General features: G+C 62.4%; 26 protein-coding genes. 14 read left to right on the forward strand and 12 right to left on the reverse strand.

Annotated features, from left to right (window positions below; all coding sequences use genetic code 11):
- The first annotated feature begins 3 nt into the window (after positions 1 to 3).
- From ACM5SV_RS30240 to ACM5SV_RS30280, 9 genes are read left to right on the forward strand one after another with little or no spacing between them, the layout of a single operon-like run.
- A complete protein-coding gene (locus ACM5SV_RS30240; protein WP_221969566.1) occupies positions 4 to 1,101 on the forward strand; it encodes an ABC transporter ATP-binding protein in 1,098 nt (365 codons plus the stop codon).
- On the forward strand, positions 1,094 to 2,122 hold the full coding sequence (locus ACM5SV_RS30245) for an ABC transporter ATP-binding protein (RefSeq protein WP_029870650.1): 1,029 nt from the start codon (positions 1,094 to 1,096) through the stop codon (positions 2,120 to 2,122). The genes ACM5SV_RS30240 and ACM5SV_RS30245 overlap by 8 nt, the downstream gene beginning before the upstream one ends.
- A gap of 53 nt (positions 2,123 to 2,175) precedes the next feature.
- Positions 2,176 to 3,819, forward strand: coding sequence for a dihydroxyacetone kinase subunit DhaK (locus tag ACM5SV_RS30250; protein ID WP_168251385.1), 1,644 nt, complete (start codon positions 2,176 to 2,178; stop codon positions 3,817 to 3,819).
- Between the two features lie 46 nt (positions 3,820 to 3,865).
- On the forward strand, positions 3,866 to 4,486 hold the full coding sequence (dhaL, locus tag ACM5SV_RS30255) for a dihydroxyacetone kinase subunit DhaL (protein ID WP_113545865.1): 621 nt from the start codon (positions 3,866 to 3,868) through the stop codon (positions 4,484 to 4,486).
- Positions 4,483 to 4,881, forward strand: a complete 399-nt coding sequence (gene dhaM, locus ACM5SV_RS30260) for a dihydroxyacetone kinase phosphoryl donor subunit DhaM (protein WP_003540653.1) — start codon at positions 4,483 to 4,485, stop codon at positions 4,879 to 4,881. Before dhaL ends, dhaM begins: the two co-directional genes overlap by 4 nt.
- Positions 4,881 to 5,225, forward strand: a complete 345-nt coding sequence (locus ACM5SV_RS30265) for an HPr family phosphocarrier protein (protein ID WP_017994418.1) — start codon at positions 4,881 to 4,883, stop codon at positions 5,223 to 5,225. Before dhaM ends, ACM5SV_RS30265 begins: the two co-directional genes overlap by 1 nt.
- A complete protein-coding gene (locus tag ACM5SV_RS30270) occupies positions 5,209 to 6,813 on the forward strand; it encodes a putative PEP-binding protein (RefSeq protein WP_029870647.1) in 1,605 nt (534 codons plus the stop codon). Before ACM5SV_RS30265 ends, ACM5SV_RS30270 begins: the two co-directional genes overlap by 17 nt.
- Position 6,814: 1 nt before the next feature.
- Positions 6,815 to 7,228 (forward strand): hypothetical protein, encoded by a 414-nt coding sequence (locus ACM5SV_RS30275; RefSeq protein ID WP_011652427.1) that lies wholly within the window; start codon positions 6,815 to 6,817, stop codon positions 7,226 to 7,228.
- Positions 7,229 to 7,279: 51 nt separating this feature from the next.
- Positions 7,280 to 8,272 carry a dihydroxyacetone kinase subunit DhaK gene (locus ACM5SV_RS30280; RefSeq protein ID WP_029870646.1) on the forward strand — a complete coding sequence of 331 codons (993 nt, stop codon included), beginning with the start codon at positions 7,280 to 7,282 and terminating at the stop codon, positions 8,270 to 8,272.
- 10 nt (positions 8,273 to 8,282) lie between these two features.
- On the opposite strand, the gene ACM5SV_RS30285 is transcribed toward ACM5SV_RS30280, so the two are convergent.
- The 3 genes from ACM5SV_RS30285 to ACM5SV_RS30295 form a co-directional block, all read right to left on the reverse strand.
- Entirely contained in the window at positions 8,283 to 9,011 is a 729-nt protein-coding gene (locus ACM5SV_RS30285) for an esterase family protein (RefSeq protein ID WP_222014973.1), read from the reverse strand.
- Entirely contained in the window at positions 9,008 to 9,967 is a 960-nt protein-coding gene (locus ACM5SV_RS30290) for an acetylxylan esterase (RefSeq protein WP_012757899.1), read from the reverse strand. Before ACM5SV_RS30290 ends, ACM5SV_RS30285 begins: the two co-directional genes overlap by 4 nt.
- Before the next feature lie 82 nt (positions 9,968 to 10,049).
- Entirely contained in the window at positions 10,050 to 10,670 is a 621-nt protein-coding gene (locus ACM5SV_RS30295; protein ID WP_012757900.1) for an NAD(P)H-dependent oxidoreductase, read from the reverse strand.
- Positions 10,671 to 10,763: 93 nt separating this feature from the next.
- On the opposite strand from ACM5SV_RS30295, the gene ACM5SV_RS30300 reads away from it, so the two are divergent.
- The gene (locus ACM5SV_RS30300; RefSeq protein ID WP_012757901.1) at positions 10,764 to 11,435 is read left to right on the forward strand and encodes a TetR/AcrR family transcriptional regulator; all 672 of its coding nucleotides are present in this window, start codon (positions 10,764 to 10,766) and stop codon (positions 11,433 to 11,435) included.
- Between the two features lie 42 nt (positions 11,436 to 11,477).
- Complete coding sequence (locus tag ACM5SV_RS30305; protein WP_012757902.1) at positions 11,478 to 12,989, forward strand: epoxide hydrolase family protein; 1,512 nt, start codon at positions 11,478 to 11,480, stop codon at positions 12,987 to 12,989.
- A gap of 39 nt (positions 12,990 to 13,028) precedes the next feature.
- On the opposite strand, the gene ACM5SV_RS30310 is transcribed toward ACM5SV_RS30305, so the two are convergent.
- Complete coding sequence (locus ACM5SV_RS30310; protein ID WP_222014974.1) at positions 13,029 to 13,811, reverse strand: alpha/beta fold hydrolase; 783 nt, start codon at positions 13,809 to 13,811, stop codon at positions 13,029 to 13,031.
- Between the two features lie 371 nt (positions 13,812 to 14,182).
- On the opposite strand from ACM5SV_RS30310, the gene ACM5SV_RS30315 reads away from it, so the two are divergent.
- Entirely contained in the window at positions 14,183 to 14,875 is a 693-nt protein-coding gene (locus ACM5SV_RS30315; RefSeq protein WP_012757904.1) for a GntR family transcriptional regulator, read from the forward strand.
- 5 nt (positions 14,876 to 14,880) lie between these two features.
- Here the strand turns inward: ACM5SV_RS30315 and ACM5SV_RS30320 are convergent, their stop codons facing one another.
- Together ACM5SV_RS30320 and ACM5SV_RS30325 are read right to left on the reverse strand one after the other, a co-directional pair.
- Entirely contained in the window at positions 14,881 to 15,276 is a 396-nt protein-coding gene (locus ACM5SV_RS30320) for a hypothetical protein (protein WP_003540671.1), read from the reverse strand.
- A gap of 120 nt (positions 15,277 to 15,396) precedes the next feature.
- Positions 15,397 to 16,008, reverse strand: a complete 612-nt coding sequence (locus ACM5SV_RS30325; RefSeq protein ID WP_012757905.1) for an O-methyltransferase — start codon at positions 16,006 to 16,008, stop codon at positions 15,397 to 15,399.
- Positions 16,009 to 16,270: 262 nt separating this feature from the next.
- Here ACM5SV_RS30325 and ACM5SV_RS30330 point away from each other — a divergent pair, with 262 nt between their 5' ends.
- A complete protein-coding gene (locus tag ACM5SV_RS30330; protein WP_222014975.1) occupies positions 16,271 to 17,041 on the forward strand; it encodes a siderophore-interacting protein in 771 nt (256 codons plus the stop codon).
- A gap of 190 nt (positions 17,042 to 17,231) precedes the next feature.
- Here the strand turns inward: ACM5SV_RS30330 and ACM5SV_RS30335 are convergent, their stop codons facing one another.
- The 6 genes from ACM5SV_RS30335 to ACM5SV_RS30360 all read right to left on the reverse strand — a co-directional run bounded on the left by ACM5SV_RS30335 (position 17,232) and on the right by ACM5SV_RS30360 (position 22,841).
- Complete coding sequence (locus ACM5SV_RS30335; protein WP_221962026.1) at positions 17,232 to 18,446, reverse strand: FAD-dependent oxidoreductase; 1,215 nt, start codon at positions 18,444 to 18,446, stop codon at positions 17,232 to 17,234.
- Position 18,447: 1 nt separating this feature from the next.
- Complete coding sequence (locus ACM5SV_RS30340; RefSeq protein WP_012757908.1) at positions 18,448 to 19,677, reverse strand: Atu1372/SO_1960 family protein; 1,230 nt, start codon at positions 19,675 to 19,677, stop codon at positions 18,448 to 18,450.
- Positions 19,678 to 19,700: 23 nt separating this feature from the next.
- Positions 19,701 to 20,363: an amino acid ABC transporter permease gene (locus ACM5SV_RS30345; protein ID WP_012757909.1), complete on the reverse strand. Its 663-nt coding sequence runs from the start codon at positions 20,361 to 20,363 to the stop codon at positions 19,701 to 19,703.
- Complete coding sequence (locus tag ACM5SV_RS30350; protein WP_017994424.1) at positions 20,360 to 21,019, reverse strand: amino acid ABC transporter permease; 660 nt, start codon at positions 21,017 to 21,019, stop codon at positions 20,360 to 20,362. The genes ACM5SV_RS30345 and ACM5SV_RS30350 overlap by 4 nt, the downstream gene beginning before the upstream one ends.
- A gap of 7 nt (positions 21,020 to 21,026) precedes the next feature.
- Positions 21,027 to 21,779: an amino acid ABC transporter ATP-binding protein gene (locus ACM5SV_RS30355; protein ID WP_029870632.1), complete on the reverse strand. Its 753-nt coding sequence runs from the start codon at positions 21,777 to 21,779 to the stop codon at positions 21,027 to 21,029.
- Between the two features lie 183 nt (positions 21,780 to 21,962).
- Complete coding sequence (locus ACM5SV_RS30360) at positions 21,963 to 22,841, reverse strand: ABC transporter substrate-binding protein (protein ID WP_012757912.1); 879 nt, start codon at positions 22,839 to 22,841, stop codon at positions 21,963 to 21,965.
- A gap of 162 nt (positions 22,842 to 23,003) precedes the next feature.
- Between ACM5SV_RS30360 and ACM5SV_RS30365 the strand changes: the two genes are divergently transcribed.
- Entirely contained in the window at positions 23,004 to 24,059 is a 1,056-nt protein-coding gene (locus ACM5SV_RS30365) for a GlxA family transcriptional regulator (protein ID WP_128438444.1), read from the forward strand.
- The last annotated feature ends 46 nt before the right edge of the window (positions 24,060 to 24,105 follow it).

The raw sequence follows: 24,105 nt of genomic DNA on the forward strand, positions 1-24,105 counted from the left end.
ACCATGGCGGATATCCGGATCGAAAATCTCCGCAAGGAGTTCGGCAGCTTCGTCGCCGTCGAGGATTCGAGCTTCACCGTCCATGACGGTGAGTTCCTGGCACTGCTCGGTCCATCAGGCTGCGGCAAGACGACGACGCTTCGCATGATCGCCGGCCTCGAGCTGCCGAGCAGCGGCAAGATCTATCTCGACGGCGAAGACGTCACCTTCAACCGCGCCAGCGCCCGCGACATCGCCTTCGTCTTCCAACTCTTCGCGCTCTACCCGCATATGAACGTGCGTAAGAATATCGGCTTCCCGCTGCTGTCGCAGGGCATGCCCAAAGCCGAAATCCGTCAACGCGTCGAAGAGACCGCCCGCCTGCTGCAGATCGACCATATTCTCAACCGCTCGGTCTCGGGCCTTGCCGGCGGCGACCGGCAGCGCGTGGCGCTCGGCCGCGCCATCGTCCGGCGCCCGAAATGCTTCCTGATGGACGAGCCGCTCGGCACGCTCGATGCCGAGTTCCGCGAGATCATGGTCCACGAGCTGCGAGAACTGCACAACCGCATCCATGCCACCACCGTCTACGTCACCCACGACCAGCACGAGGCGATGGCGATGGCCGACAAGATCGCCGTCATGAACCATGGCGTCATCGAGCAGTTCGGCACGCCGCAGGAGATCTATGCCAAGCCGGCGACCATGTATGTCGCCGATTTCATCGGCTCGCCGCCGATGAACTTCATGCGCTTCACCTCGGGCCTGAAAAGCGGCGACAAGTCGATCCTGCTCGACGGCGTCGATGTCGCCGTTCCTGAGATCCACCAGGACATGGCCGAAAGCCAACTGGCGCTCGGCGTCCGGCCGGAGCATATCCGCTTCAGCGACGCCTCGGCGCTGCGCGGTGCCGTCTATGGCAGCGAATATCTCGGCACTAACCAGGTCGTGGCTGTGGAAACCCAGGGCGGCCTGATCAAGGCCCGCGTTGCCGCCAATCGCAGCTTCCAGATCGGCGAAAGGGTCGGCCTCGAATTCAACCCGGCGAAACTCGCGCTCTTCGACTGCACATCGGGCCGTGCCGTACCGTCCTCGCTCTATCAGGAGACCCGGCATGGCTGATGTCGTCCTCAGGAACCTCGCCAAGCGCTTCGGCGACACCCAGGCTTTGGCCGACCTCGATCTTTCGATCCGCGACGGCGAGTTCGTCGTGCTGCTCGGTCCCACAGGCGCCGGCAAGACCACGACGCTGCGGCTGATCGCCGGCCTCGAAAAGCCCGACAGCGGTGGCATCGAGATCGGCGGCCGCAATGTCGCCGCCGAAGCGCCCGCCGAACGCGACGTCGCCTTCGTCTTCCAGCAATATTCGCTCTATCCGCATATGACGGTTTACGAGAACCTCGCTTTCCCGCTGAAGGCGCCGGTCCGCAAACTCAGCACTGCGGAGATCGACCGGCGCGTGCGCGAAGTCGCGCGCATGGTCCGGATCGACCACAAGCTGGAGAACCGCTCTACCAGGCTTTCCGGCGGCGAGATGCAGCGTGTCGCGATCGGCCGGGCGCTGGTGCGCCGGCCGGCGATCTATCTTATGGACGAGCCGCTGTCCTCGCTCGACGCCAAGCTGCGCGCCGAACTGCGCCTGGAGCTCAAGCGTATCCAGAAGGAACTGGGCTCGACGCTGCTCTATGTCACCCACGACCAGGTGGAAGCCATGACCATGGCCGACCGCATCGGCATCGTTGCCGAGGGACGGCTGATGCAAGTAGGAACACCGCGCGAAATCTACGGCAATCCCGCCAACCTGCATGTCGCCGCCCGCCTCGGCCAGCCGCATATCAACCTTCTGCCGGCGGACCTGCTCCCGGGCGGTCAGCCGCCGGCCGGCACGAAAACCGTCGGCGCCCGCACCGAACATCTTGATATCGTCGTCGGCAAAGATGCCAACGCCGAGATCGACTGGATCGAACATCTGGGCGACCAGAACCATCTGCACATCAGGGTCCGCGATCCCAGGCAGGCCGCGCGGGAACACAAGCTCGTCACACTTGCGGATCCATATCTGGCGATTGCGCCGGGCGACCGGATCAGCCTGACGCTACGTGATCCGCTTTATTTCGATGTGGCTGGACAGCGCCTGTCCTGACCGGCAAACAGACTTGATGATGGCATGAAAAACAAACAGACGGGTCTCAATCGATGAAACACTTCTTCAACCGCAGGGAAAACATCGTCACCGAAGCCTTGGACGGTCTGCTTCTGACGAGCAGCAAGGGTCGTCTTGCCCGCCTCGACAGCTTTCCCGACATCAAGGTGATCCTGCGTGCGGACTGGGACAAGTCGAAGGTGGCGATCATCTCAGGCGGCGGCGCCGGCCATGAGCCCTCCCATGCCGGCTTCGTCGGTAGGGGCATGCTGACGGCTGCCGTATCCGGCGAGATTTTCGCCTCGCCGAGCGTCGATGCCGTGCTGACGGCGATCCGCGCCGTGACCGGCGAAAAGGGCGCCCTGCTGATCGTCAAGAACTACACTGGCGACCGGCTGAATTTCGGCCTCGCCGCCGAAAAGGCGCGCGCCGAGGGCTTCGACGTCGAGATGGTCATCGTCGCCGACGATATCGCCATCCCCGGCATCAACCAGCCGCGCGGCGTCGCCGGCACGCTGTTCGTCCACAAGATATCGGGCTATCACGCCGAAAGGGGCGAGGACCTGAAGACGGTCGCAGCCCATGCCGCGGCTGCGGCCGGCGACATCGTCTCGCTCGGCATGTCGCTCTCCACCTGCAGCGTGCCCGGCCAGTCGCACGAAGATCGTCTCGGCGAGAACGAAGGCGAACTCGGCCTCGGCATCCATGGCGAGCCGGGCGTCGAGCGCATCGCTTTGCAGCCGGTTGCCGATATCGTCTCCACCATGGTGGCGCGCCTAACCCCGACGCTACGCGAGGGCGGAAACCACGCGCTCCTCATCAACAATCTCGGCGCCGTGCCGCCGCTCGAAATGACCGTCATCGCCAATGCCGTGCTGTCCTCGCCGCTTGGCCGCCGCGTCCGGCTGATCATTGGCCCGGCGCCGATGATGACCGCGCTCAACATGAACGGCTTCTCGCTGTCGCTGATCCGGCTGGACGCCGTGCGTGAGGCCGCGCTGACGGCAGCGGTCGAGCCGCATGCCTGGATGCCGGCCGTCGAACGCCACGAGATCAGGGTCATCGCCGCACCGAGAACATCGGCCGCCTTGAACGGCGCGAACGGCGCAGCTGGAGATGACGCCCACAACCGGCGCCTGATCACGGCACTCTGCGAACATCTGATCTCGCAGGAAAGCGAACTCAACCGGCTGGATGGCCGCGTCGGCGATGGCGATACCGGCTCGACGGTGGCGACGGGCGCCCGCAGCGTGCTGGCTCGCCTCGACACGCTGCCGCTCGACCGGCCGGCGGCAACGCTTGCCTCGCTCGGCGATATCCTGGGCACCAGCATGGGCGGATCGAGCGGCGTGCTGCTGTCGATCTTCTTCACCGCCGCAGCAAAGGCGATGGCCGACAAGGCCGATATATCAGCAGCCCTTATTGCCGGGCTCGACAGGATGACGTTCTATGGCGGAGCCGAAGTCGGCGACCGGACGATGGTCGATGCGCTGTCGCCTGCCCTGCAGGCGCTCGCATCCGGCGATGTCGCGGCGGCGGCCAGGGCTGCTGCCGCAGGTGCGGAGTCGACGAAGACGATGATGAAGGCGAGAGCCGGACGCGCCTCTTATGTCGGCGAAAGGGATCTGGCAGGTGTCGCCGATCCCGGCGCCGTCGCGGTTGCCGGCGCGTTTGGCGTGGCGGCAAGCCTCGCCTGACCAAAGAGACGCTTGAAAGCCCGCGGGAGGCGCGGCGACAGGGAGGATGACAGTGCAGGCGGAACCGGTGCTTGTGGCAGGGTTGATCGAGGTGTGCCGCGCGACGATCGCGGCAAACACCGATCATCTCTGCGCGCTCGATCGCGCCATCGGCGATGGCGATCACGGAACCAACATGCGGCGCGGCTGCGAGGCGGTGAGCGCCGAAGGCGAAAGCCTGTCCAGCCTGCCCTTCCCCGACGCCATGGAAAAGATCGGCCTGACGCTGGTGATGAATGTCGGCGGTGCCGCCGGGCCACTCTACGGCACGCTGCTGATGGAGATCGGCCGCGAGCTTCGCAAAAACGACGAGAAGGCCGATTTTTCCCTGGTGCTGAAACAGGCGATCGATGCCGTCGCCAGACGCGGGCGTGCGCATGCCGGCGACAAGACCCTGCTCGACGTGCTCTATCCCGTCCATGCCGCGCTGGCGAAGCGGTCTCCGCTCGGTGACGTCGCCCGCAAGGCCGAACGTTCCGCCAGCCGCACGGCTGACATGAAGGCGATGCGCGGGCGCGCGGCCTATCTCGGCGACCGTTCGATCGGCCATGTCGATCCCGGCGCGTCGAGCTGCGCGCTACTGACCACGGCGATCTGCCGCTATCTCGGGGAGCACCGCCCGCAATGAATGGAAAGACCGCAAATGTGGGTATCGTGATCGTCTCCCACTCGCCGCTGGTGGCAAGGGGGATCGCCGATATGGTGCGACAGATGGTGGGCGACAGCGTGCCGCTCGCCTGGTCGGGCGGCAATGTCCATGGCGAACTCGGCACCGATGCCGGCGGTATCCTCAGGGCGATCGAGGCCGCTTGGTCCGATGCCGGCGTCGCCGTCTTCGTCGATCTCGGCGGTGCTGAAACGAACAGCGAGATGGCGATCGAAATGCTGGGCCTTCCCCGCGCAGCCCTCGTCTCCATCTGCAACGCGCCTTTGGTTGAAGGCGCCGTCATCGCCGCCGCCGAGGCGTCGGGGGGCGCTTCGCTGGCCAAGGTCGTCGCCACAGCCGAGGAACTGTCCCCCTGATGACAACAGGATTGCGTAGTGAAAAACAGGAGCCCGATCCATTGCATGTGAATTGCCAGACGGAGGTAGAAGTCAAGCACGGCGTCGGGCTGCATGCCCGCCCCTCCGTCACCTTCACGCGGCTTGCCAAGTCCTTCCCCTGTTCGATCGAGATCGCCGTCAACGGCAGCGATGTCTGGCTGAACGGCAAGAGCATCATCAAGATCATGGGCGCGCGAATCCGAAAAGGGTCGATCCTTAGAATACGGGCCGACGGCATTCTCGCCGAAGAGGCGATCCGCGCCCTGAAGGAACTCATCGAGCGCAACTTCGATGAGGAAAAGAAACATGGCCGAACCGCTTAGACTGAAAGCCAAGAGCGCATCCCCGGGCATCGCATCCGGCCCGGCCTTTCTCGCGGAGGAGCCGAAGGCTCCTTCCGCTGCCGAGCAGCCGGACACCGCCCCTGCGTCCCGAGCCGTCGGGGGATACGGCGCGCTGGAGAAGGCGATCGACATCTCGATCAGCGAACTCGAGCACCTTGCCGATGGAGCCGACGCCGAAAGCCGGGATATCATCGATTTCCAGATCGAGGTGCTGCGCGATCCGACGATCGCGGAAGCGACCGGCGCACGCCTGGAAGCCGACGAGAATGTCGTCTTTGCCTGGGTCGCCACCCTCGACGCCTATATCGGCGAACTCGAAGCGGCCGATGAAGAGCAGATGCGGGCACGCGCCGTCGATATTCTCGACATCAAGAACCGCGTGCTCGGCGCGCTCGCCGGCACCCCGATTGCCGATTTCCCGCCCGGCTCGGTCTTCGTCGGCAAGGACATGGAGCCGAGCCGCTTTCTCGCCCATGACTGGTCGAAAGGCGGCGGCATCGCGCTGTTCGCAGGCAGCACCGCCGGCCATGTCGCCCTGCTCGCCCGGGCGAAATCGGTGCCGATGGTGATCGGCACAGGCCGCTTTTCAGCCGCAGACGGAGATCCTGTCAGCGTGGATGGCAACGCCGGTGCGGTCATCCTGCAGGCGGGCAGCATGCTGATCCCGCCGCTCGCGCCTGCACAAGAACCCGCCGGCGACACGCAAACCACCGGCGGCGAGTTGCGCACGGCGGACGGCGTGCCGATCCTGCTCTCGATCAACATCAACGATCCCGCCGAGATCGATGCGCTCGATCCGGCAACGGCAGGCGTCGGCCTGATGCGCTCGGAATTTTCGATAACCTCAGTGGCCGATGCCGCCAATGAGGAACAGCAGTTGGCGATCTATCGCCGCGTACTGGAGCAGGCAGGCGACAGGCCGGTAACGATCCGCATGCTCGATATCGGCGGCGACAAGCCGCTCCCCGGCCTGGAAGATCTGCCGGCTCTTGCCTCGGGCCTACGCGGCATCCGACTGCTGCTTGCCCGGCCGGAAATCGCCCGCGTCCAAGCCCGCGCCCTGCTGCGCGCCGCCGTCTTCGGTAGGCTGTCCGTAATGCTGCCGATGGTGACCTTTCCCGACGAAATCGACAGGATGCGCGACATCTTCCGGGAGGAAGCCGAAAAGCTCGGCCGCCGCGCCCTGCACCACCGAATGCCGCCGATCGGCATGATGGTGGAGGTGCCGGCTGCCGCTTTGATGCTCGACGCCTTCGGGGCGGCGGCATTCTTCTCGTTCGGAACCAACGACCTCACCCAATATCTTGCCGCCTCCGCCCGCGACGATATCGACGCCGATGCCGGCAAGGCTGCACCCGCCGTGCTCCGGCTGCTTGCCCAGGCGGTGAAGCTGACCGCCGGCAAGCCAGTCAGCATCTGCGGCGACATGGCCGGCAATCCGCACTATCTGCCCGGCCTGCTCGCCGCCGGTCTTAGGCATTTTTCCGTGGCGCCGGCCCGGCGTCCCGCGATAAGATCGGCGATCATCGGCCTCAACGCCGATGGCACAAAGGCTGCCGGAGAGTAGAATGGCGCGCGAAGACACCGAAGACGCCATTATCGCCTACAAGTCCATTCTGGCGCAGATCATCGACAACAGGCCATCCGGCACGCGCCAGCGCCTGGCGACGGCGCTTGGAAAACATCGCAGCTTCGTCACCCAGATCACCAGCCCGACCTATGCAACGCCGCTGCCGGCGCGCCATCTCGCCACCATCGTCCGCGTCTGCCATTTTAGCGCCGCCGAACAGGAGCGCTTTCTCGAAGCCTATCAGGCCGCCCATCCCGGCAAGCTGCCGGACCTCGGCCATTCCGAGAAATTGCGGCACCTTTCGCTGATGGTGCCCGACTTCGGCGACGACAGGAAAAACCGCCTATTGGAAGAGGCGATCTCCGATCTGGTGCAGAAGATCGTCGCGATTTCAGGGGCGAGTGAGCAGTGAGTAGTGAGCGGGTTGACGTAACGTAATGCTTTTGGCCTTGGGAGGGGCTTGATGAAGAAGTTCATGAACACTGCGGAAACCATGGTCGCCGAAAGCGTCGAAGGCTTCGTGCGCGCCCATGAGGCCTTGGTGGTGTTCGGGCCTGAGCGCAGATGCATCCGCCGCCGCCATCTCACCCCTGGCAAGGTGGCGCTTATATCTGGCGGCGGCGCCGGCCATGAGCCGATGCATATCGGCTTCGTCGGCCACGGCATGCTGGATGCCGCCTGCGTCGGCCATATCTTCACCTCTCCGACACCGAGTCAGATCATCGCTGCGATCGAAGAGGCCGATACCGGCGCCGGCTGCCTGCTCGTGGTCAAGAATTACGACGGCGATCTGATGAATTTCGAAATGGCGATCGAGATGGCCGGCGACCGCCACAACATCGACATGGTCGTCGTCAGCGACGATATCGAGACATCAAGGTCCGGCGAAGGCAATGGCCGGCGCGGCGTTGCCGGAACGCTGATCGTCGAAAAACTCTTGGGTGCTGCGGCCGAACGCGGCATGTCGCTTGCCGAATTGAAGCAGCTTGGCGAGGGATTGAACACCCGCATCCGCTCGATGGGTGTCGCGCTGAACGGCGTGACGGTGCCGCAGACCGAGCGCACGACATTTTCGCTTGGGCCGGGCGACATGGAAATGGGCGTCGGCATCCATGGAGAACCCGGCCATGCCAGGCAGCCCTTCGCCGCCTCCGACGCCATCATCGGCCATCTCTGCGAAACCATCGCCGGCGATATCGCGGTGGCGCCGGGTACCCGCGCACTGCTCTTCGTCAACGGCCTCGGCGGCACGCCGCCGGCCGAACTCTACCTCGCCTATAACGGCGCCCGCCGCTTTATCGAGCAAAGCGGCATTCCGATCGAGCGTTCGTTGGTCGGAACCTATGTCACCTCGCTCGACATGCAGGGACTGTCCGTCACCCTTGCTTTGCTGAGCGACGAGGAGATCGCCCTCTGGGACGCGCCGGTGGCGACGGCGGCGCTGCATTGGCCATAATGGCGCCCCGTCAAATATAAAGCGTTGCCATCTTCCGCCAGGCGCCGGCGCGGTGGGCGCGTCCATCCCAGACATGCAGCTGATGGCCGATATTCTTTTCGCCGAGCAGCCGACTGAGATATCGGTTGTTGTCGAGGAAAGGGTCGGCGTCGCCGATGGTGAGAACGATGTCGCGCTCACGCAGCCTGTCGAGCCGCCAGTCGCTGCCGAGCCCTGGAAGAAAATGCGCCGGCGTGTGGAAATAGACGCTGTCATCGTAATAGCCGTCGAACAGGTCGCCGAAGGATTCCACCTTCGTCGTCAGGTCGTAACGGCCGGAAAAGACGACGAGCTTGCGAAAGAGATGCGGATGGCGAAAGAACAGGCTCGCCGCCTGGAAGGCCCCGAGGCTGCAGCCATGCACGATGGTGCAGTCATGTGGATTTTTCGTCGCCATCAGCGGCAGCACCTCGTTGAGAATGTAATCCTCAAGGGCACCATGCCGGCGGATGCGCTCGGCGGGGTGACGGTGAAAGCCATAGAAGGTCTCTGCCGCCAGGCCCTCGATGCAATAGAGCTGGAGATGGCCAGCTTCCAGCTTGTCGGCGAGACTCGCGACTAGGCCGAGCTGTTCATATTCGAAGAAACGCCCGTCTCGCGTCGGAAAGACCAGCACCTTGGCGCCGGCATGGCCGAACACCAGCATCTCCATGTCTCGATGCAGCCGCTGACTATACCAGCGCAGATATTCGCGGTTCATGGCACCCTGAAAAACTGTCTCACCTTGTCGCGGAGAACCGCCTCTTGCTCAGCGCTGCCAGGATAGTCGAAATGCCCCGCATCCAGGATGAAGATTTCATTAAATTTTGGTATCGCATTCGCGACAGCGAACTGGCAGGGTGGCGCGACGGCAGGATCGAAAAGGGCGACGGCCGTCAACATCGGCACCTTGATCCGGCTGGCGGCGGTCGCCGCATCGTAGAAGCGCAGCGTTTCCAGCACGTTTCCATGTTCAGCCTGATATTCCTGCACCGATTCCGCACTGCCGACGCTCGGCAGCATCAGCCGCAGCGGCTGATGCCCGAAACTCGGCAGCGCCAGATGGCCGCGATCGATGCGCTCGTCGTAGGCGATCGCCATTGCTCCGACACCGCCGCCAAAGCTGATGCCGCTATAGCCGATATACCCTGAAAGCCAGGGATAAAGTGCCGTAAGCGTCGAAACAGCGAGCCAGATATCCTCGACGCAGCCGCCGATGATATAGGCCTCCGGTGTGTCGATGTCGTGCAGCACATGCCAGGACGGGTTCTCGGAGATCGGCGGATGGGCGCTGAGCGACAGCCCGCGGCAGCAGGGAAATATGAGCGCCGTTTCCCTGACCGGTAGATCGAAATCAGGACCATCCCGCCCGCCGTAACCGTGCCCGACGACGAGGCCGCGCCGCACCTGCCCTTCCCGCGGCAGGAGCAGCCAGCCGCCGATCCGGAACTCGCCGGTCGAGAGATAGACGAGGTCGAGCACATGCCAGTCGGGATGGGTGATCCGGCTGCGGGAAAGCACCGGCTGCGGATCGACCGTCAGCGCCTCGAGATAACGCGCCTTCCAGAACACATCGAAACCCTCAGGGGCTTCGGGCGGCTCGACCGCAAGAAGCTCGTCAAGCTTCATGCCGTAGGTTGGATCGAAGGCGAAGGGATGTGTCGTCGGAATAGTCATCCAAGGCTTGTCTCGTGAAAAGGCCGGCGGCGCAAGACTCTGCCTTAGCCAGCCGATAAACCTTACCGACACTCGGACACCTTTACGCGGCGTCAGTCGCCTCGTATCGCCCGGATGTGACGAAGAGCCTGCGGCCAACGGCACGCGCAGCCTCCAGATGAGCGGTCGCATGGTCCGGTCCGGCTTCGAACAGCACCTCTGATGTCACGACCCGGGCGCCGCAATAGTCGAAGATCCCATGATCGATTTGCGTCTTCATCGCGCCGAAATAACCGTGCCGCGCATAGGTCCTGACATCAGCGCCGCCGAGGCCGACCAGATGCACCGGCAGTCGGCCAAGCCGCTTCACCAGCCTAGCATCCGCGCCGTAGTCGTAAGCCCAGCCATTGGTGAAGACCCGGTCGATCCATCCCTTGAGCAGCCCCGGCATCGACCACCAATAGACGGGATAGACGAGCACCAGCGCATCGGCGCGATCGATTCTTGCCTGCTCGGCGGCAACATCGGCGGGCAACACCCCTTCCCTGAGATGCAGGGCGATATCGGCAGCACTGAAGCGAGGATCGAAGGCCTCGGCCGCAAGATCGGCGATCTCGAAGGAATGGCCGGCATCGGAAAGAGTGATGCCCTCGGCGAGATGCGCAGCAACGCCATGGGTAAGCGACCGGGGATCGGGATGCGCGACGACGATGAGCGCGTGCATGCAGAAAACTCCCGTTGAATGATTGCGGACGGAAGTCGCGGGCTGTATACCTTTGGTAAGCTACTTTCAGTAAGTTACTTTTGGTATATAGCGATGTCAAGCGCCGAAACAACAGGTCAGCCGACCAATCCGCAACCGCGCCGCCGCCTGTCGCGGCAGGATCGGCATCGCCAGTTGCTCGACGTCGCTTGGCAGATCGTCCGTGACGAAGGAACGGAAGCGCTGACCCTCGGCCGGCTTTCAGAGCTGGCGGGCGTAACGAAACCCGTGGTCTATGATCATTTCGAAACCCGCCCCGGCCTGCTCGCAGCGCTCTACCGCGAATTCGACGCCCGCCAGACGGCTGTGATGGACGCAGCCCTTGCGGCAAGCCAGCCGTCGCTCGCCGACCGGGCCACAGTCATCGCCACCTCCTATGTCGACTGCGTGCTTCTTCAGGGCCGCGAAATCCCCGGTGTGATCGCAGCACTTGCCGGCTCGCCGGAACTCGAAAGGATCAAGCGCGAATACGAAGCGGCCTTCATCGAGAAATGCCGCATCGCGCTTTCGCCCTTTACCGGTGCCGGCACGATCGCCGCAGCCGGCCTCTGGGCCATGCTCGGCGCCGCCGAAGCCCTCTCTTATGCCGCCGCGTCGGGCGACATCACCGCCGTCGAGGCAAAGAACGAACTCTTCGAAACCATCGTCGCGATGGTGGCGAGAAGTATGGGCGGCGGCACGCATCCCGATCACCTGCGCAATACGGCCGGCCTCGCATCGAGATGATCCGGCGGGGATACCTGTATCGAATCCACCGCCCGCTTCGTCATGGAACTCGGTTATTTCGCGACCCTGGCGAGCGACGCGACGGCCGCCTTCTCGCACCTAATGATGCATGCTGCGCACAAGCCGAACGGCCCGACCTACGCCCATGCTATTCTGACGACGGCCGAACTCATCGAAGTCTTGCCCAAGGCGTCTGCTTCAAAGGACAATGCCATGACCATGCTCTTCAAAATGCTCACAAGTGCCGGCTCGGAATCCCCGAACCGCGACCGGCGCAGGTTCCTGACCACCGCGGCGATCGGGATCGCCGCCGTGGGCGCGACCAGCCTGTTTCCGTCCTATCCGGCATCGGCTGCCACGGGAGATGCGATCCGCCCGTTTCGCGTCGACACTCCCGAGGCGGACCTCCTCGACCTTCGCCGGCGCGTGCTGGCAACACGCTGGCCCGAACGCGAGACGGTCGACGACCAGACGCAGGGCATACAGCTCGAAAAGATCAAGCCGCTCGTCGATTATTGGGGCACCGGCTACGACTGGCGAAAGGCGGAAGCGAAGCTGAACGCGCTGCCGCAATTCATCACCGAGATCGACGGCCTAGACATCCACTTCATTCACGTCCACTCGAAACATCCGAATGCCCTGCCCGTCATCATCACCCATGGCTGGCCGGGATCGGTATTCGAGAACCTCAAGATCATCGGCCCGCTCACCGATCCGACCGCTCATGGCGGACGCGCCGAAGATGCGTTCGACGTGGTCATTCCGTCGATGCCGGGCTACGGCTTCTCCGGCAAGCCGACCGGCACCGGTTGGGGGCCGGACCGCATCGCGCGGGCCTGGGCAGAACTGATGAAGCGCCTCGCTTACAGCAGCTACGTCGCCCAGGGCGGCGACTGGGGCTCGCCGGTCTCCGGCGCGATGGCACGGCTCGCGCCACAAGGTCTGCTCGGCATCCACATCAACCTGCCGGCTGTCGTGCCGCCCGAAGTTGCCGCGGTGCTCGCCGCTGGCGGGCCAGCGCCGCAGCGACTCTCCACCGAGGAACGCGCGGCGTTCGATGCCCTCAGCGCCGCAGCCAAGATGGGGAACAGGTCCTATGCCACGATGATGGGCACGAGACCGCAGACGATCGGCTACGCCATATCGGATTCCCCGGCCGGCCTTGCGGCATGGACGCTCGGTCATCCAGGCTTCACGCACTGGACCTACGACAGCAGCGATCCCGAAAAGTCTCCCGACGAGGTGCTCGACGACATCACGCTTTACTGGTTGACCAACAGCGCCGCTTCCTCGGCCCGGATCTACTGGGAATATGGCGGCGGGCGCAGTCCCGTCCTTGCGGCCGGGGAGAAGACCTCCAAGATCGCGCTTCCGGTCGCCATCACCGTCTTTCCTGGGGAGAGCTATCAGGCCCCGGAGACATGGGCCCGTCGCGCCTATCGCAACCTTATCTATTTCCACAAGGTCGACAAGGGCGGCCACTTCGCCGCCTGGGAGCAGCCCGAGCTCTTCTCCGCCGAGCTTCGAGCAGCGTTCAGGCCGCTGCGCCGGTGACCAGCCGGCGAACGGCCCTGCCGCTTTCCGGCCTCGGCATCAGTCCGTATTCTGCCCCGCCGCCGTGAGGATCAGCTTTGTGATCTCGTCCGAGTGGGAGATCAACGACAGATGGCTGGCCTGGATTTCAATGGTCTTCGCCCCCATGCGCTTGGCCATGAAGCGTTCGAGATCGGGATTTATCGTCCGATCCTCGGTCGAAACGGCATACCAGCTCGGCTTCGAACGCCAGGCAGCCTGTGTCGTCTTGCCGGTCAGCAGCGCCTTTTGAAATGGCTGCTGCACGGCATAAAGCACTTTGGCCTTCGCCTCCGGCAGGTCGCCGGCAAAATCACGCAGGAATGCTTCCTCGCCCAGCCGACCTTCGTCGGCGTCGAAGACGATGCCGGCGGACGCCGGCGGCGTCGGGAAGGTTTTGGCGAGAGCGGTATAATCCTCACCTGCATCCGGCGCCCGCGCCGCGACATAGACGAGCGCCGAAACGTCAGGGTGCACGCCGGCCTCGGTGACCATCATGCCGGAAAACGAATGCCCGACCAGAACCGTCGGGCCATCCTGTCGGTCGAGCACCCGCTTCACGGCAGCGACGGCCTCGGGCAACGTCGTCAGCGGGTTCTGCACCGCCGTGGCGTTGAGCCCGGCCGCCTGCAGGCGGGCGATCACCTCGGTCCAGCACGAGCCGTCGGCAAACAGCCCGTGCGCCAGCACGACGTTGCGCGCCTTAACGGCAGAGGGTGTCGCGGCCATGCCGCGGGTGGCAAGCAGAGAAGCGGCGGCGCCGGCAACAAGGGCAGCCGAGAAAGTCCGTCTGTTCATCATCATGATCTGGTTCCTTGTGCGTCCAGGAATTGAAGGATCGAAAGCATGTCGGCTCGGGACCGAAGAACCGAAGCCAAGTCAAAATCGGTTGGTCTGTGATGCCGTGTCGGAACAGTTCGCTTTGCCCGGCGCGATGCGCTGGCCTTCGTCGCGTTGCGGTTCCCGTCGTATTCAAATCGGTATTGGAAGCGGCTTCGTGTATGCAGAAGCCTGCTTGCTGGAGATTTATGTATTCCCATCTGATATAAAGTCAATTATTGAATACGTAACACCTTCGTGATGCTATCAGTGTATACGCCTAGCGGCACGTCAATCGCATTTGCATACACAATCGATCGAGCCGTCGATGCTGAAACAGATCGGAGATAACGGAAATGGCGAGTGGTTTCGAAACCGAGGATGACGGCGATGATCGCGGGTTGCTCTCCGACCGCATTCGCAACGCCCTGACGGACGAGATCGCCACCGGCACGCTGGCGGCGGGCGCAGCGTTGGACGAACAGCAGCTTGCCGATCGCTTCGGCGCCTCCCGCACGCCGGTTCGCGAAGCGCTGCGTCAGCTGGCGGCGGGCGGCCTCGTCGAGCTTCGCGCCCGGCGCGGCGGCGTCGTTGCCCGTATGACACCGGAGCGCATCATGGAGATGTTCGAGACGGTGGCCGAGATCGAGGCCATTTGCGTCAGGCTCGCCACCTACCGCATGACACCGCTGGAACGCAGCCATCTGATCGAACTGCACGACCTCTCAGAGTCGATCGTCGAGACCGGCGATTTCGATGCCTATGACAGCTTCAACCGCCAATTCCATGAAGCCATCTATCACGCCACCCACAATAGCTTCCTTGCCGAACAGGCGATCGCCGTGCGCAACCGCCTGAATGCCTTTCGGCGCACGCAGCTGCGCCAGGGCGAACGGCTCCGCCGATCCCGGGACGAACACGAGGCAATCATGCAGGCGATCGCCGAAGGCGACGGCGAGATGGCATCCCGGCGCATGCGCGCCCACATGCTGAACGCCGCCACCTCGCTCAGCCGTTTCATCGAAACCAACAAGCCGGGGGGAGTTTGACGTTCCTACGGCACGGGGCAGCGGTATTTATAGGCGATCAACGTCGTCATCAGCTCGTCGCCGGTGGCCTCGCGAATGCCGGGATTCTCTTCCAGGAATGTACACAACGTATTGCCGATTGCTTCCGCGGTCGTTCCAACCGGCACACAGACGTTTACCCCAACGGAGTTGGCAAAATACGCCGAGTTCACCATTGCTTTCGGCGCAGGAACGACTTCAGTGAAAATACGGCGGGCCAAATACTCGTCCCGGTTCCACTTGTCCAACCAACCCGCGACATATCCGACGACAAACTGCCGGGAGCCGCCGCAATCAGAATAAAGCAGGTCACCGCTGGAAAATCCGGCAGGAATCTTTGCTGAAACCGTTGCCAACAGGGTGGCGATAAGAATGCCCGACATCACATCTCCAAAGCTCGCGATGGCGGAGCTTTGATCGGGAAAGTGTCGGAAATTAGCTTCAAACGTGTCATCTTTTTTGCTGCAACTAAAAACAAAATGGCCGCTAATCTCACGTCAGCCTCAATCGAACCGACTGACCTCAAGCCCGCTGCCGACCGGCAGCAGCACGCTTGATATCCCGGGCTTGGCACGGACAGCCTCACCATAGCGTTTGAGATCATCGCCTCCCGGGCGCAGCATGTTGTCGGCGACAATGATCGCGCCTGGATTGAGCTTGGGGTAGAAGGCTTCGAGGCAGGGAACGTAGAGATCCTTCCACAGATCCACCAGCACGAAGTCGATGCCGGAGGAAAGCGCGCCGATCATCTGGACGGCATCGCCGACCTTGAATTCCACATGCTCGGCGAGCCCTGCCTTGACGGCCATGTCTCGTGCGTAGCCAGACTTGTAGTCGTGCATTTCCATGGTGATCAGCCGCCCGCCGGAAGCGCGCGCGGCTTCCGCCAGCCATATCCCGGAATAACCGAAGGAGGTGCCGAGTTCGAGAATGGTCGGGCTCTTGAGGCTCTTGGCGAGGATATTGATGAACTGCCCGGTCGCGGGCCCGACCGCGCGCAACCGCTGATCCTGTCCTCCATCGCGGCCGCCCGGAGGCAGCTCGCGCGGGCTGTTATGCTCCGTCTCGATCATCGCGTGATAGATGTCGAGCACGTCCTGGATTCTGCTGTCCATTGTCTTCTCCATAACCGCTGATCGGCCGATCATTGCCCAACCGGAACGGCACCGGAAAGTTAAACTTTGGCAATCATCGCCATTGCTAGCTCCCTTGCGGTTGCACATGCCGCCGCCGTCGGCTACATCATGCCGTCAATGGTCGGGTCACCCGGCCACGTAAGCGTTAACGTCACTCAACGCGTATGATCGAACGGCTTTGCGGCTTCGATCTGCGCGACTGTGTCCTGCGGATCGAGCTTCAGAAGCCCCGGAAGGACACATGGATAGCAATCAATTCAAAGATCAAGCTTCATCGACCCCTGGCATCGAGCGGATTCGCCACGACACGCGGCGGCGCTTACTGACAGTCGAAAGCGTCGTCGATATCACTCCGAGCATGCGCCGGGTCGTATTGGCAGGTGACGATCTCGCCGATTTCATCAGTCTCGGTGCTGACGACCACATCAAGATCTTCATTCCCATTGCCGAGGGTGGAGAAGAGCGCCGTGACTACACGCCGCGCCGCTATGACAATGCCGAGCGGAGATTGACTATCGACTTTGCCTTGCATGAGGCAGGTCCGGTGACGAAATGGGCGATCGACGCCAACCCGGGCGACAGGCTCGAGATCGGCGGACCAAGAGGCTCCGCCGTAGTCTCGAAGACCGTAAAACGATGGCTGCTGATCGGCGACGAAACAGCACTGCCGGCGATCGGCCGCCGGATCGAGGAAATCGGCGCCGGAACCGTCGTCACCACAATCGCAGCCGTCACCGGCCCGTTGGAAGAGCAGACCTTCGAGACATCAGCCGAGCTGCACCTCCACTGGGTGCACCGGCCGCTTTCGCAGGCAACCGATGCCGCAGCACTGCTGAAACTGTTGAGTACGGTCGATGTCCAGCCGGAGACCTTCATCTGGGTCGCGGCGGAAGCCTCGGTGACACGCGATATCCGCGCCTACCTGCTGGAACGAGGTTGCCCGCTCGGCTGGATCAAGGCTTCCGGCTACTGGGTCTTCGGCAAGGCCGATACGACCGAGAAATTCGGCTAGGACCAACCTCGCATTCCGGATTCCATTTGGTGATGAGCTCTGACTCCCTTCGTTCCGGATTTTATGATCCGGAACGATCAGATGGATGTGAAGAGGTATGAATTGAGCGAAGTCTCGGCAGCCTCTGCCGGAACGCTGCGGCAGGTGGAAGAGCGTCAGCAACTGTAGGCACCGGGCGCCAGCCACCGACTTATTGAAAGAGGAGATCGACCACGCGGCGGGCAGAGCCCAATGCAAGCGTCCAACCCAGCATGCCGTGACCGGCATTGATGTAGAGACCTTTGATGTGTCGGGAGGCGGCGATAATGGGTTTGGAGGTCGGCGTCATCGGCCTCTCGCCCGACCATCTCATCAGTTCGTCCGAACGCTCGAAAAGGTCGGGCAGCACAACAGACGCGGCCAGCCTCAGCGTCTCGAAACGTCCGGCATCAAAACCGGCCCCAGAACGCTCGATATCTGCCAGTCCGGCGGCACGAAAACGGTCGCCGATGGCTGCAAAGGCAAGCTTTCGCTTGACGTCTGTCAGGCTGATACTTGGTGCAAGGCCAGTTCTTGGAACGGTGAGCGAGTAGCCTCTGATGGGGCGTATGTCTCGGGCCTCGGGCAAATCGGATATGAGGGAACGGATCTGCGGTCCTGCGGCGACGATGGCTGCATCGACGTGAAGCTCATCGCGGTCTTCGAACCTCAGCCCCGTCAGCACGCCTCCCGCTTGGACGAAGCTCGAGACCCTCCTGCCGAAAAGCACCGACACCTGCCGGCGCTCGATCATCCAGGCGGTCAGCTGGCGGCAAAATCCGGCCGCATCGCCGAGGGCATCACCGGGAGTGTAAACGGCCCCGGCAATCTCTCCCTGATACGCGGCGAGCGCAGGCTCGATGTTTTCCGCCTCCACTCGCGTCAGCAGGCGCTGTTCGAAGCCGAGGGCATTCTTGCGCGCGACACTGGAATCGGCGGCAGAAAAACTTTGCCGATCGGCATAGAGGTGCAGTTTTCCGGCGACACGATAGTCGAATTCGATATCGGTTTCCTTAAGCAGGATTGCGAGCTCGTGACGGGATTGCTCGGCAAGGCGCAGGATCTCCTCTGTATTGTTCCACCAACGCCTGAACGGTGTATTGGCAAGGAATTTCAGCCCCCAGCAGAGAAAGTCCCGATCGAGTTGCCAGTGGATCCGGAAGGCTGGATCGCGGCCCATCGCAATGGCTGGCAGATGCTTCAGCAGGGCTGGTGATGCCATTGCGTCACCGTAGGCCCAGGACAGCTGCGCGGCGTTGCCGGCACTCGCCCCCATGCCGGGCTCGCTTGCCGCATCGATAAGTGTCACATCATGCCCCGCCCGGGCCAGAAGATAGGCCGACGATACGCCGATGACGCCGGCGCCGATCACCGCAACGCGCGCCATCTCAAGCCTCGTCGCCGACGACGGCCGTCAACTCGACTTCAACAGGAACCCCGCGCGGCAGGGATGTTACGCCGATTGCGATGCGGGCATGCGCCCATCGATCCGGGAAGAGCTCTCGGAGCAATTCGGAAGCCCCATCGATGACGGCGCCGTGGCGCTCGAAAGCAGCATCCGCCGCGACATAGCCCGCGAGCCGGACGAAGCCCAGGATGTTGTCAAAGCCGCCCGCAGCCCCTTCCAGCTGCGCGAGCGCATTGAGAAGCGCCCAGCGCGCGCATTCTCGCCCCTCTTCGATGGAGACGGATGCTCCGAGATGTCCCGTCCGCAGCACCACACCATCCTTCAGCGGCACCTGACCGGAAACGGTGATGATGCTGCCGGTCCGCACAGCCCCGGAAAATGCGCCTGGCGGCGAGGATGCTTCCGGCAGAGCAAGCTCGAGCTGTGCCAGCCGTTCGCGTACGCGATTGCTTCCAGCCGATGAAGCATCGTGTGCCTTGCGGACTGCTGCTTCTGCGCTGCGGTCGACGAAGGCCCTCATGATATTCCTGTCGAGTTCGCTCAGCCGGTATTCGGGGTGCCACTGGATGCCCAGGCAAAAGCCGTCCGTGTCCCCTTCGAATGCTTCGATGGTTCCGTCCGGCGCCCGCGCGGCGACACGGAAGCGTCCTCGGCCGGCCAAAGCATGCCGGTGCAGGCTGTTGACGCGTGCCGGCCCCTTCCCCACCCAATCGGTCAGCACGCTGCCTTCCTCGACGATGATCTCGTGCGCCAAAACGTCGGGGATATCTTGCGGGATGTGGGATACGGCCGCGGCCGGCAGCTCGGTTTGAAATTCGCCTCCAAGGCATTCGCCGATCAGTTGCATCCCGTGGCATATGCCGAGAAGCGGCTTGCCCGTTTTCAAGGCCTGCTCGACCAGCTGAGTTTCGAACTGTCTGCGCGCGCCTGTCACCTCAGTCCCCGGCCGCGCACCGGTGAGGACGATGCCATCGGCGAGCGCCAACGCAGATGCCAGGTTCCGGGTGTTATAAGGTAGGATCAACGGAATTCCCCCGGCCTCGGCTATGGCGTCCGCATAGTTGGCACGCACCACATACTCCGTTTCGGTCGGCGCATCGGGCGCCTCGCTAACGTCGGGTGTCATGAGGATCACCGGCCAGCGAGGTTCATGCGATTGCGTTGCATGCCGACGTGCGTTGCCCGTGGCAACGGTCGTTTCAATGGTCATGGTCTTGGCCTTGTGATGACGAGTTAGCGGGCGGCCGAAAGGGCTAGCCGGCGCGAGAGGACCGAGAAAGGCCAGGCTATCGCGAAATAGCAGAGGCCGACGGCAATGTAGATTTGCAAGGGCAGGAAATACTCGGTCGCCATGGACCGCCCGGTGAGGACCAGTTCGTTGACGGTAATCAGCGAAGCGAGAGAAGAATCCTTGAGCAGCGAGACGAAGGTGATGATCATCGGCGCCAGAATGACACGGGCGACCTGCGGCAGGATTATCAGGACGAAGCTCTGGGCCGGGGTAAAGCCCGCGGCCAACGCGGCTTCGCTCTGCCCGGCCGGTATAGCCTTCAGGCCGGCGCGGAAAAGCTCTGCGACCTGGGCCGCGAAACACAACGCCAGGCCCGCAATCGCCGCGCCGAAAGCATCAAGGACAATCCCGACACCCGGCAAGCCGAAATAAATCAGAAACAGAACCGCCAGCAGCGGCACGCCACGCACGATCGTCACATAGAGAGCCGCAAAATACCGCAGCGCTGCGAAACTGGATTTCTGGCAGAGCGAAAGCAGCAGGCCGAAAACGAATGCCAGGGCAAACGCACAAACGGAAAGCAGGGCCGTATTCACCATCGCCCGCAGCAGCAGAGGCAGCCATTCGGCACCATAATCGCCATAGGGCGCCAGGAAAGCACTCATCCTTTCAATCTCCCGTAACGTCTTTCGAGGAACTGCGTTGCCTGCATCAATGGCAGGCTCAGCAACAGGTAGAGTGCCGCCGCCGTCGCATAGATCATTGTTGTCTGGAAGGACGACGTCACCATTGAACGGGCGAAGAACATGATTTCCGGCGCCGCAATGGCCGAGACGACGGATGTATCCTTGAGAAGCTGCACCGCGTAGTTTCCGAGCCCCGGAAGCGCTATCCGCATGGCCTGCGGCGTCAGGATCTCAAAGATGGTCTGGAGTGGGGTCAGCCCTGCAGCAAGCGCCGCCTCCGCCTGCCCGCCAGGCAGCGCGGCGAAACCGGCGCGAAAGATTGCGCAGGTGATCGCCGCCCCGATGAGCCCGAGGCCCAGGATGGCCGCCGTGATCGACGTCAATTTCACGCCGAGGCTGGCAAGCCCGAAGTAGAGGATAAACAGATGCGTCAAGGCCGGCACATTGCAGAGAATCTCGCAGCAGGCATCGATCGCGAGATTGATGAACCTGATCCCGGCAAATTGCCTGAGCAGAGCGAGAAGGAACCCGAAAGCGGCTGCGAACACGAGCGAGGCGATCGTGACGAAAACGGTTACGCCAAGCCCGGCGACGAGCCCCTGGACGACCGAGAAGAATACGGAAAATCCAATCATGACACGCCTAGTGCCGGATCTTGTTGAGAAACGCTTGCGTGCGCGCTTCCCGAGGAGCGGTTATGACCTGGCGTGCCGGGCCGGATTCCACGATCGTGCCGCCGTCGAGAAACAGAACGCGGTCGGCAATCTCGCGTGCAAACGCGATCTCGTGCGTGACGATCAGCATCGTGCGCCCTTCGTCTGCCAGCTCCTCCATCACTTTCAGAACCTCCTGGACCAGTTCGGGATCGAGTGCCGATGTCGGCTCGTCGAACAGCATGAGCTTTGGCTTCTGGGCAAGCGCCCGCGCAATCGCGACGCGCTGTTGCTGGCCGCCGGACAGCTCGAGTGGTGAGGCTTCGGCGCGGTGCGTCATATGGACTTTGGCCAGCATCTCCAAAGCCAGTTCGCGTGCCTCGGCGGCAGGCAGACCGCGCACCTTGCGCGCCGCGATCGCCACGTTTTCCGTCACCGACAGATGCGGCCAGAGATTGAAGAGCTGGAAGACCATGCCCATCTCGGCGCGCTGCGGTGCAAGTTGCCGGTCGCTCATGATACGGCCATTGCGCGTACCGATCCGCTCGCCATCGAGGCGGATCTCGCCAGCACTGGGCTTTTCCAGAAAATTCATGCAGCGCAGACAGGTGGATTTCCCGGAGCCGGAAGGGCCGATCAGGGCAATCTTCTCACCTGGCGCGACGTCGAAATCGATACCTTTGAGAACTTCGATAGGACCATAGCTCTTGCGCAGGCCTGCAACGCTCAGAAGCGCATTCATCGCCGTTTCCTTATGCGATTATATCTACAGCGCCGCGCGTCTTTTCAGACGCGCCAAGGACGCTGTAGCACTTTGAATTGCTGCATAATTTTCTCCTGAAATCGATTCCGATTTAAGGAATTATGCAGTAGGCGAAGAGGGTGGACGAAAGCTGCCGACTGCTGCTTCCGTCCACACGGCCGTTCAGCCGCCAGCTGCGCAGGACGGCAGCTTGTAATCTGCGGGGCGATCGACACCGGCGCGGAAGTTTTGACCCGCAGGCTTGAACCAGACATCCGACGACAATCCGTAGCGGGCGCCGATTTCCTTCATCTCGCAAGTCTTCCACATGTCGGCGATAATGGCGTCCATCTTCTGGCGCAGATCGTCGTTCTTCTGGTTGAGGCCATAAACGACCTGGCCGAGACCGGTCAGCAGCGGAAAATCCGGACTGTTATCGGTGAAGGCGAGGAAGTGCATATTCCAATCGGGGTTCTGCTTGATGGCGTAGGAGATCACCGGCGGATCGCCGATGACAGCGTCGATGCGCCCGGCGATAAGATCGCGCACGGCCGCATCGGAAGTGTCGTAGAGCGAAAGCTGGAGATCTTTGATGCTCTTCAGTTCAGGGACGAACGAAAAGCCGGTGATCGTGCCGATCTTCTTGCCTTCCAGATCAGAAAGCTTGTCCCAGCTCGTCTTCGTCGATTGCATGATGCCGTTCTTGAAGTAGTGGATCGGCTCGGACAGCGTCATGATCTTCGTGCGTTTTTCGGTCCAGCCCATGGTGCCGAGCATGACGTCGACGCGGCCCGACTGAACGGAGGCGATCGTACCCGACCATTCCATGAGGGCAGGCTGAATCTTGAGGCCGAGCTTCTCGGCAATGCGTTGCATGATTTCACCGTCATAGCCTACCAGCTTCCCGTCCTGCCAGCCGGAGCCGGGCATGTCGCCGGTGAAGGCAACCGTCAGCTTGCCCTGCTCGGCAAGTTCGAAAGCATTGGCGATAGATGAAAGGGACATGAAGCTGCCTGCCAGCAGAGCGCACGTCACCATCCTTCTCGAAAGAGAAAGTGCCATTGTTCTGATCCTTGATTTGTTGGTTCCCCGGTCCGGTGGTTTCTGTCCCCGGAAGTCGTGTTCGACGAGAGGAAACTTGACACTGAAGGCTGCGGCTGAATTTTATAAATCGGACATTTTCTTTGAAAAAAGGACATGATGACTCTATCATCGCCACACGCCATGATCACATCCGAGGAACCTTCCGAAATATCTGCCAACGAGCCGGACTATGTGCGCTGGCTCGACGATCTTTGGGCCGAGCGGCTTCTGCTCGCACGCGACCGAAAGGCCGATCTCTCTGTCGGCATTCTCCTCTGGCCGACTTTCCCGATGATGTCGCTGACGGGTATCGTCGAGCCTCTCAGGCATGCGGCGGACTTTGCCGACAATTCCCGTCCATTGCATTGTCGCTGGTCGATCATGGGGGCTCCCGGCCATGCAGCGGTCGCCAGCTGCGGCATCCGGGTTCACGCCGATGCGCCCTACATTAACCCGACCGACTTCGACTACGTCGTCGTTATCGGCGGCCTCCTGCCACATCTGCGCGCCGCACCTAGCAAGCATCGCGACTATCTCAGGGTGGCGGCATCGGCAGGTGTCCCGCTCATTGGTGTGTGTACAGGCGCCTTCGTATTGGCGCAGGAGGGACTGCTCGCCGGACGCAAGGCGTGCGTTCATCCCTTTCACGCGGAGGATTTCCGAATTGCCTTCCCGCGCCTTGCCTTCTCCACGCGCGATGACTTCCTGATCGAAAACGGCCGCATTACCGTGCCTGGCGGCGTATCGATCCTGTCGCTGATGACGGAGCTCATCCGCACGCATTGCGGGCCGGATCGGGCGGCCAAGGCCGTGCACCAGCTTTCGCTCTCGGAGCAGAAGCACATGAGCGCCTTCGATCACGGCCGCGCCACAACATTTCGCCGCACAGAAGATTCGCGCATACAGCGAGCCGTTGTTCTCATCGAGAGTCGGAAAGGCCGCGACGTCTCACCGGAACAGGTGGCCTCTCTGGTCGGCCTGTCACCACGCCAGTTCGCGCGTCTGTTCCAGGACAATATCGGCATGACCCCGAAGCGTTTTATCGTCGAGACGAGATTGCGCTATGGCCGGTTTCTAGTCGAAAATAGCACACTGCCCATGACGGCGATCGCCTTTGAAATCGGATTCTCCGACTCCGCCCATTTCGCGACCGCTTTTCGCAAGAAGTATGGGAAGCCTCCCAGGAGTTTCCGCTGATCTTTGTCGAGTCACCACAAACGGCAGGTTCGAAAACCAACTTTGA

Origin of the sequence: Rhizobium sp. CRRU65 (genome assembly GCF_048551595.1) — a bacterium.
In the GTDB taxonomy this organism is placed as follows: domain Bacteria; phylum Pseudomonadota; class Alphaproteobacteria; order Rhizobiales; family Rhizobiaceae; genus Rhizobium; species Rhizobium leguminosarum_J.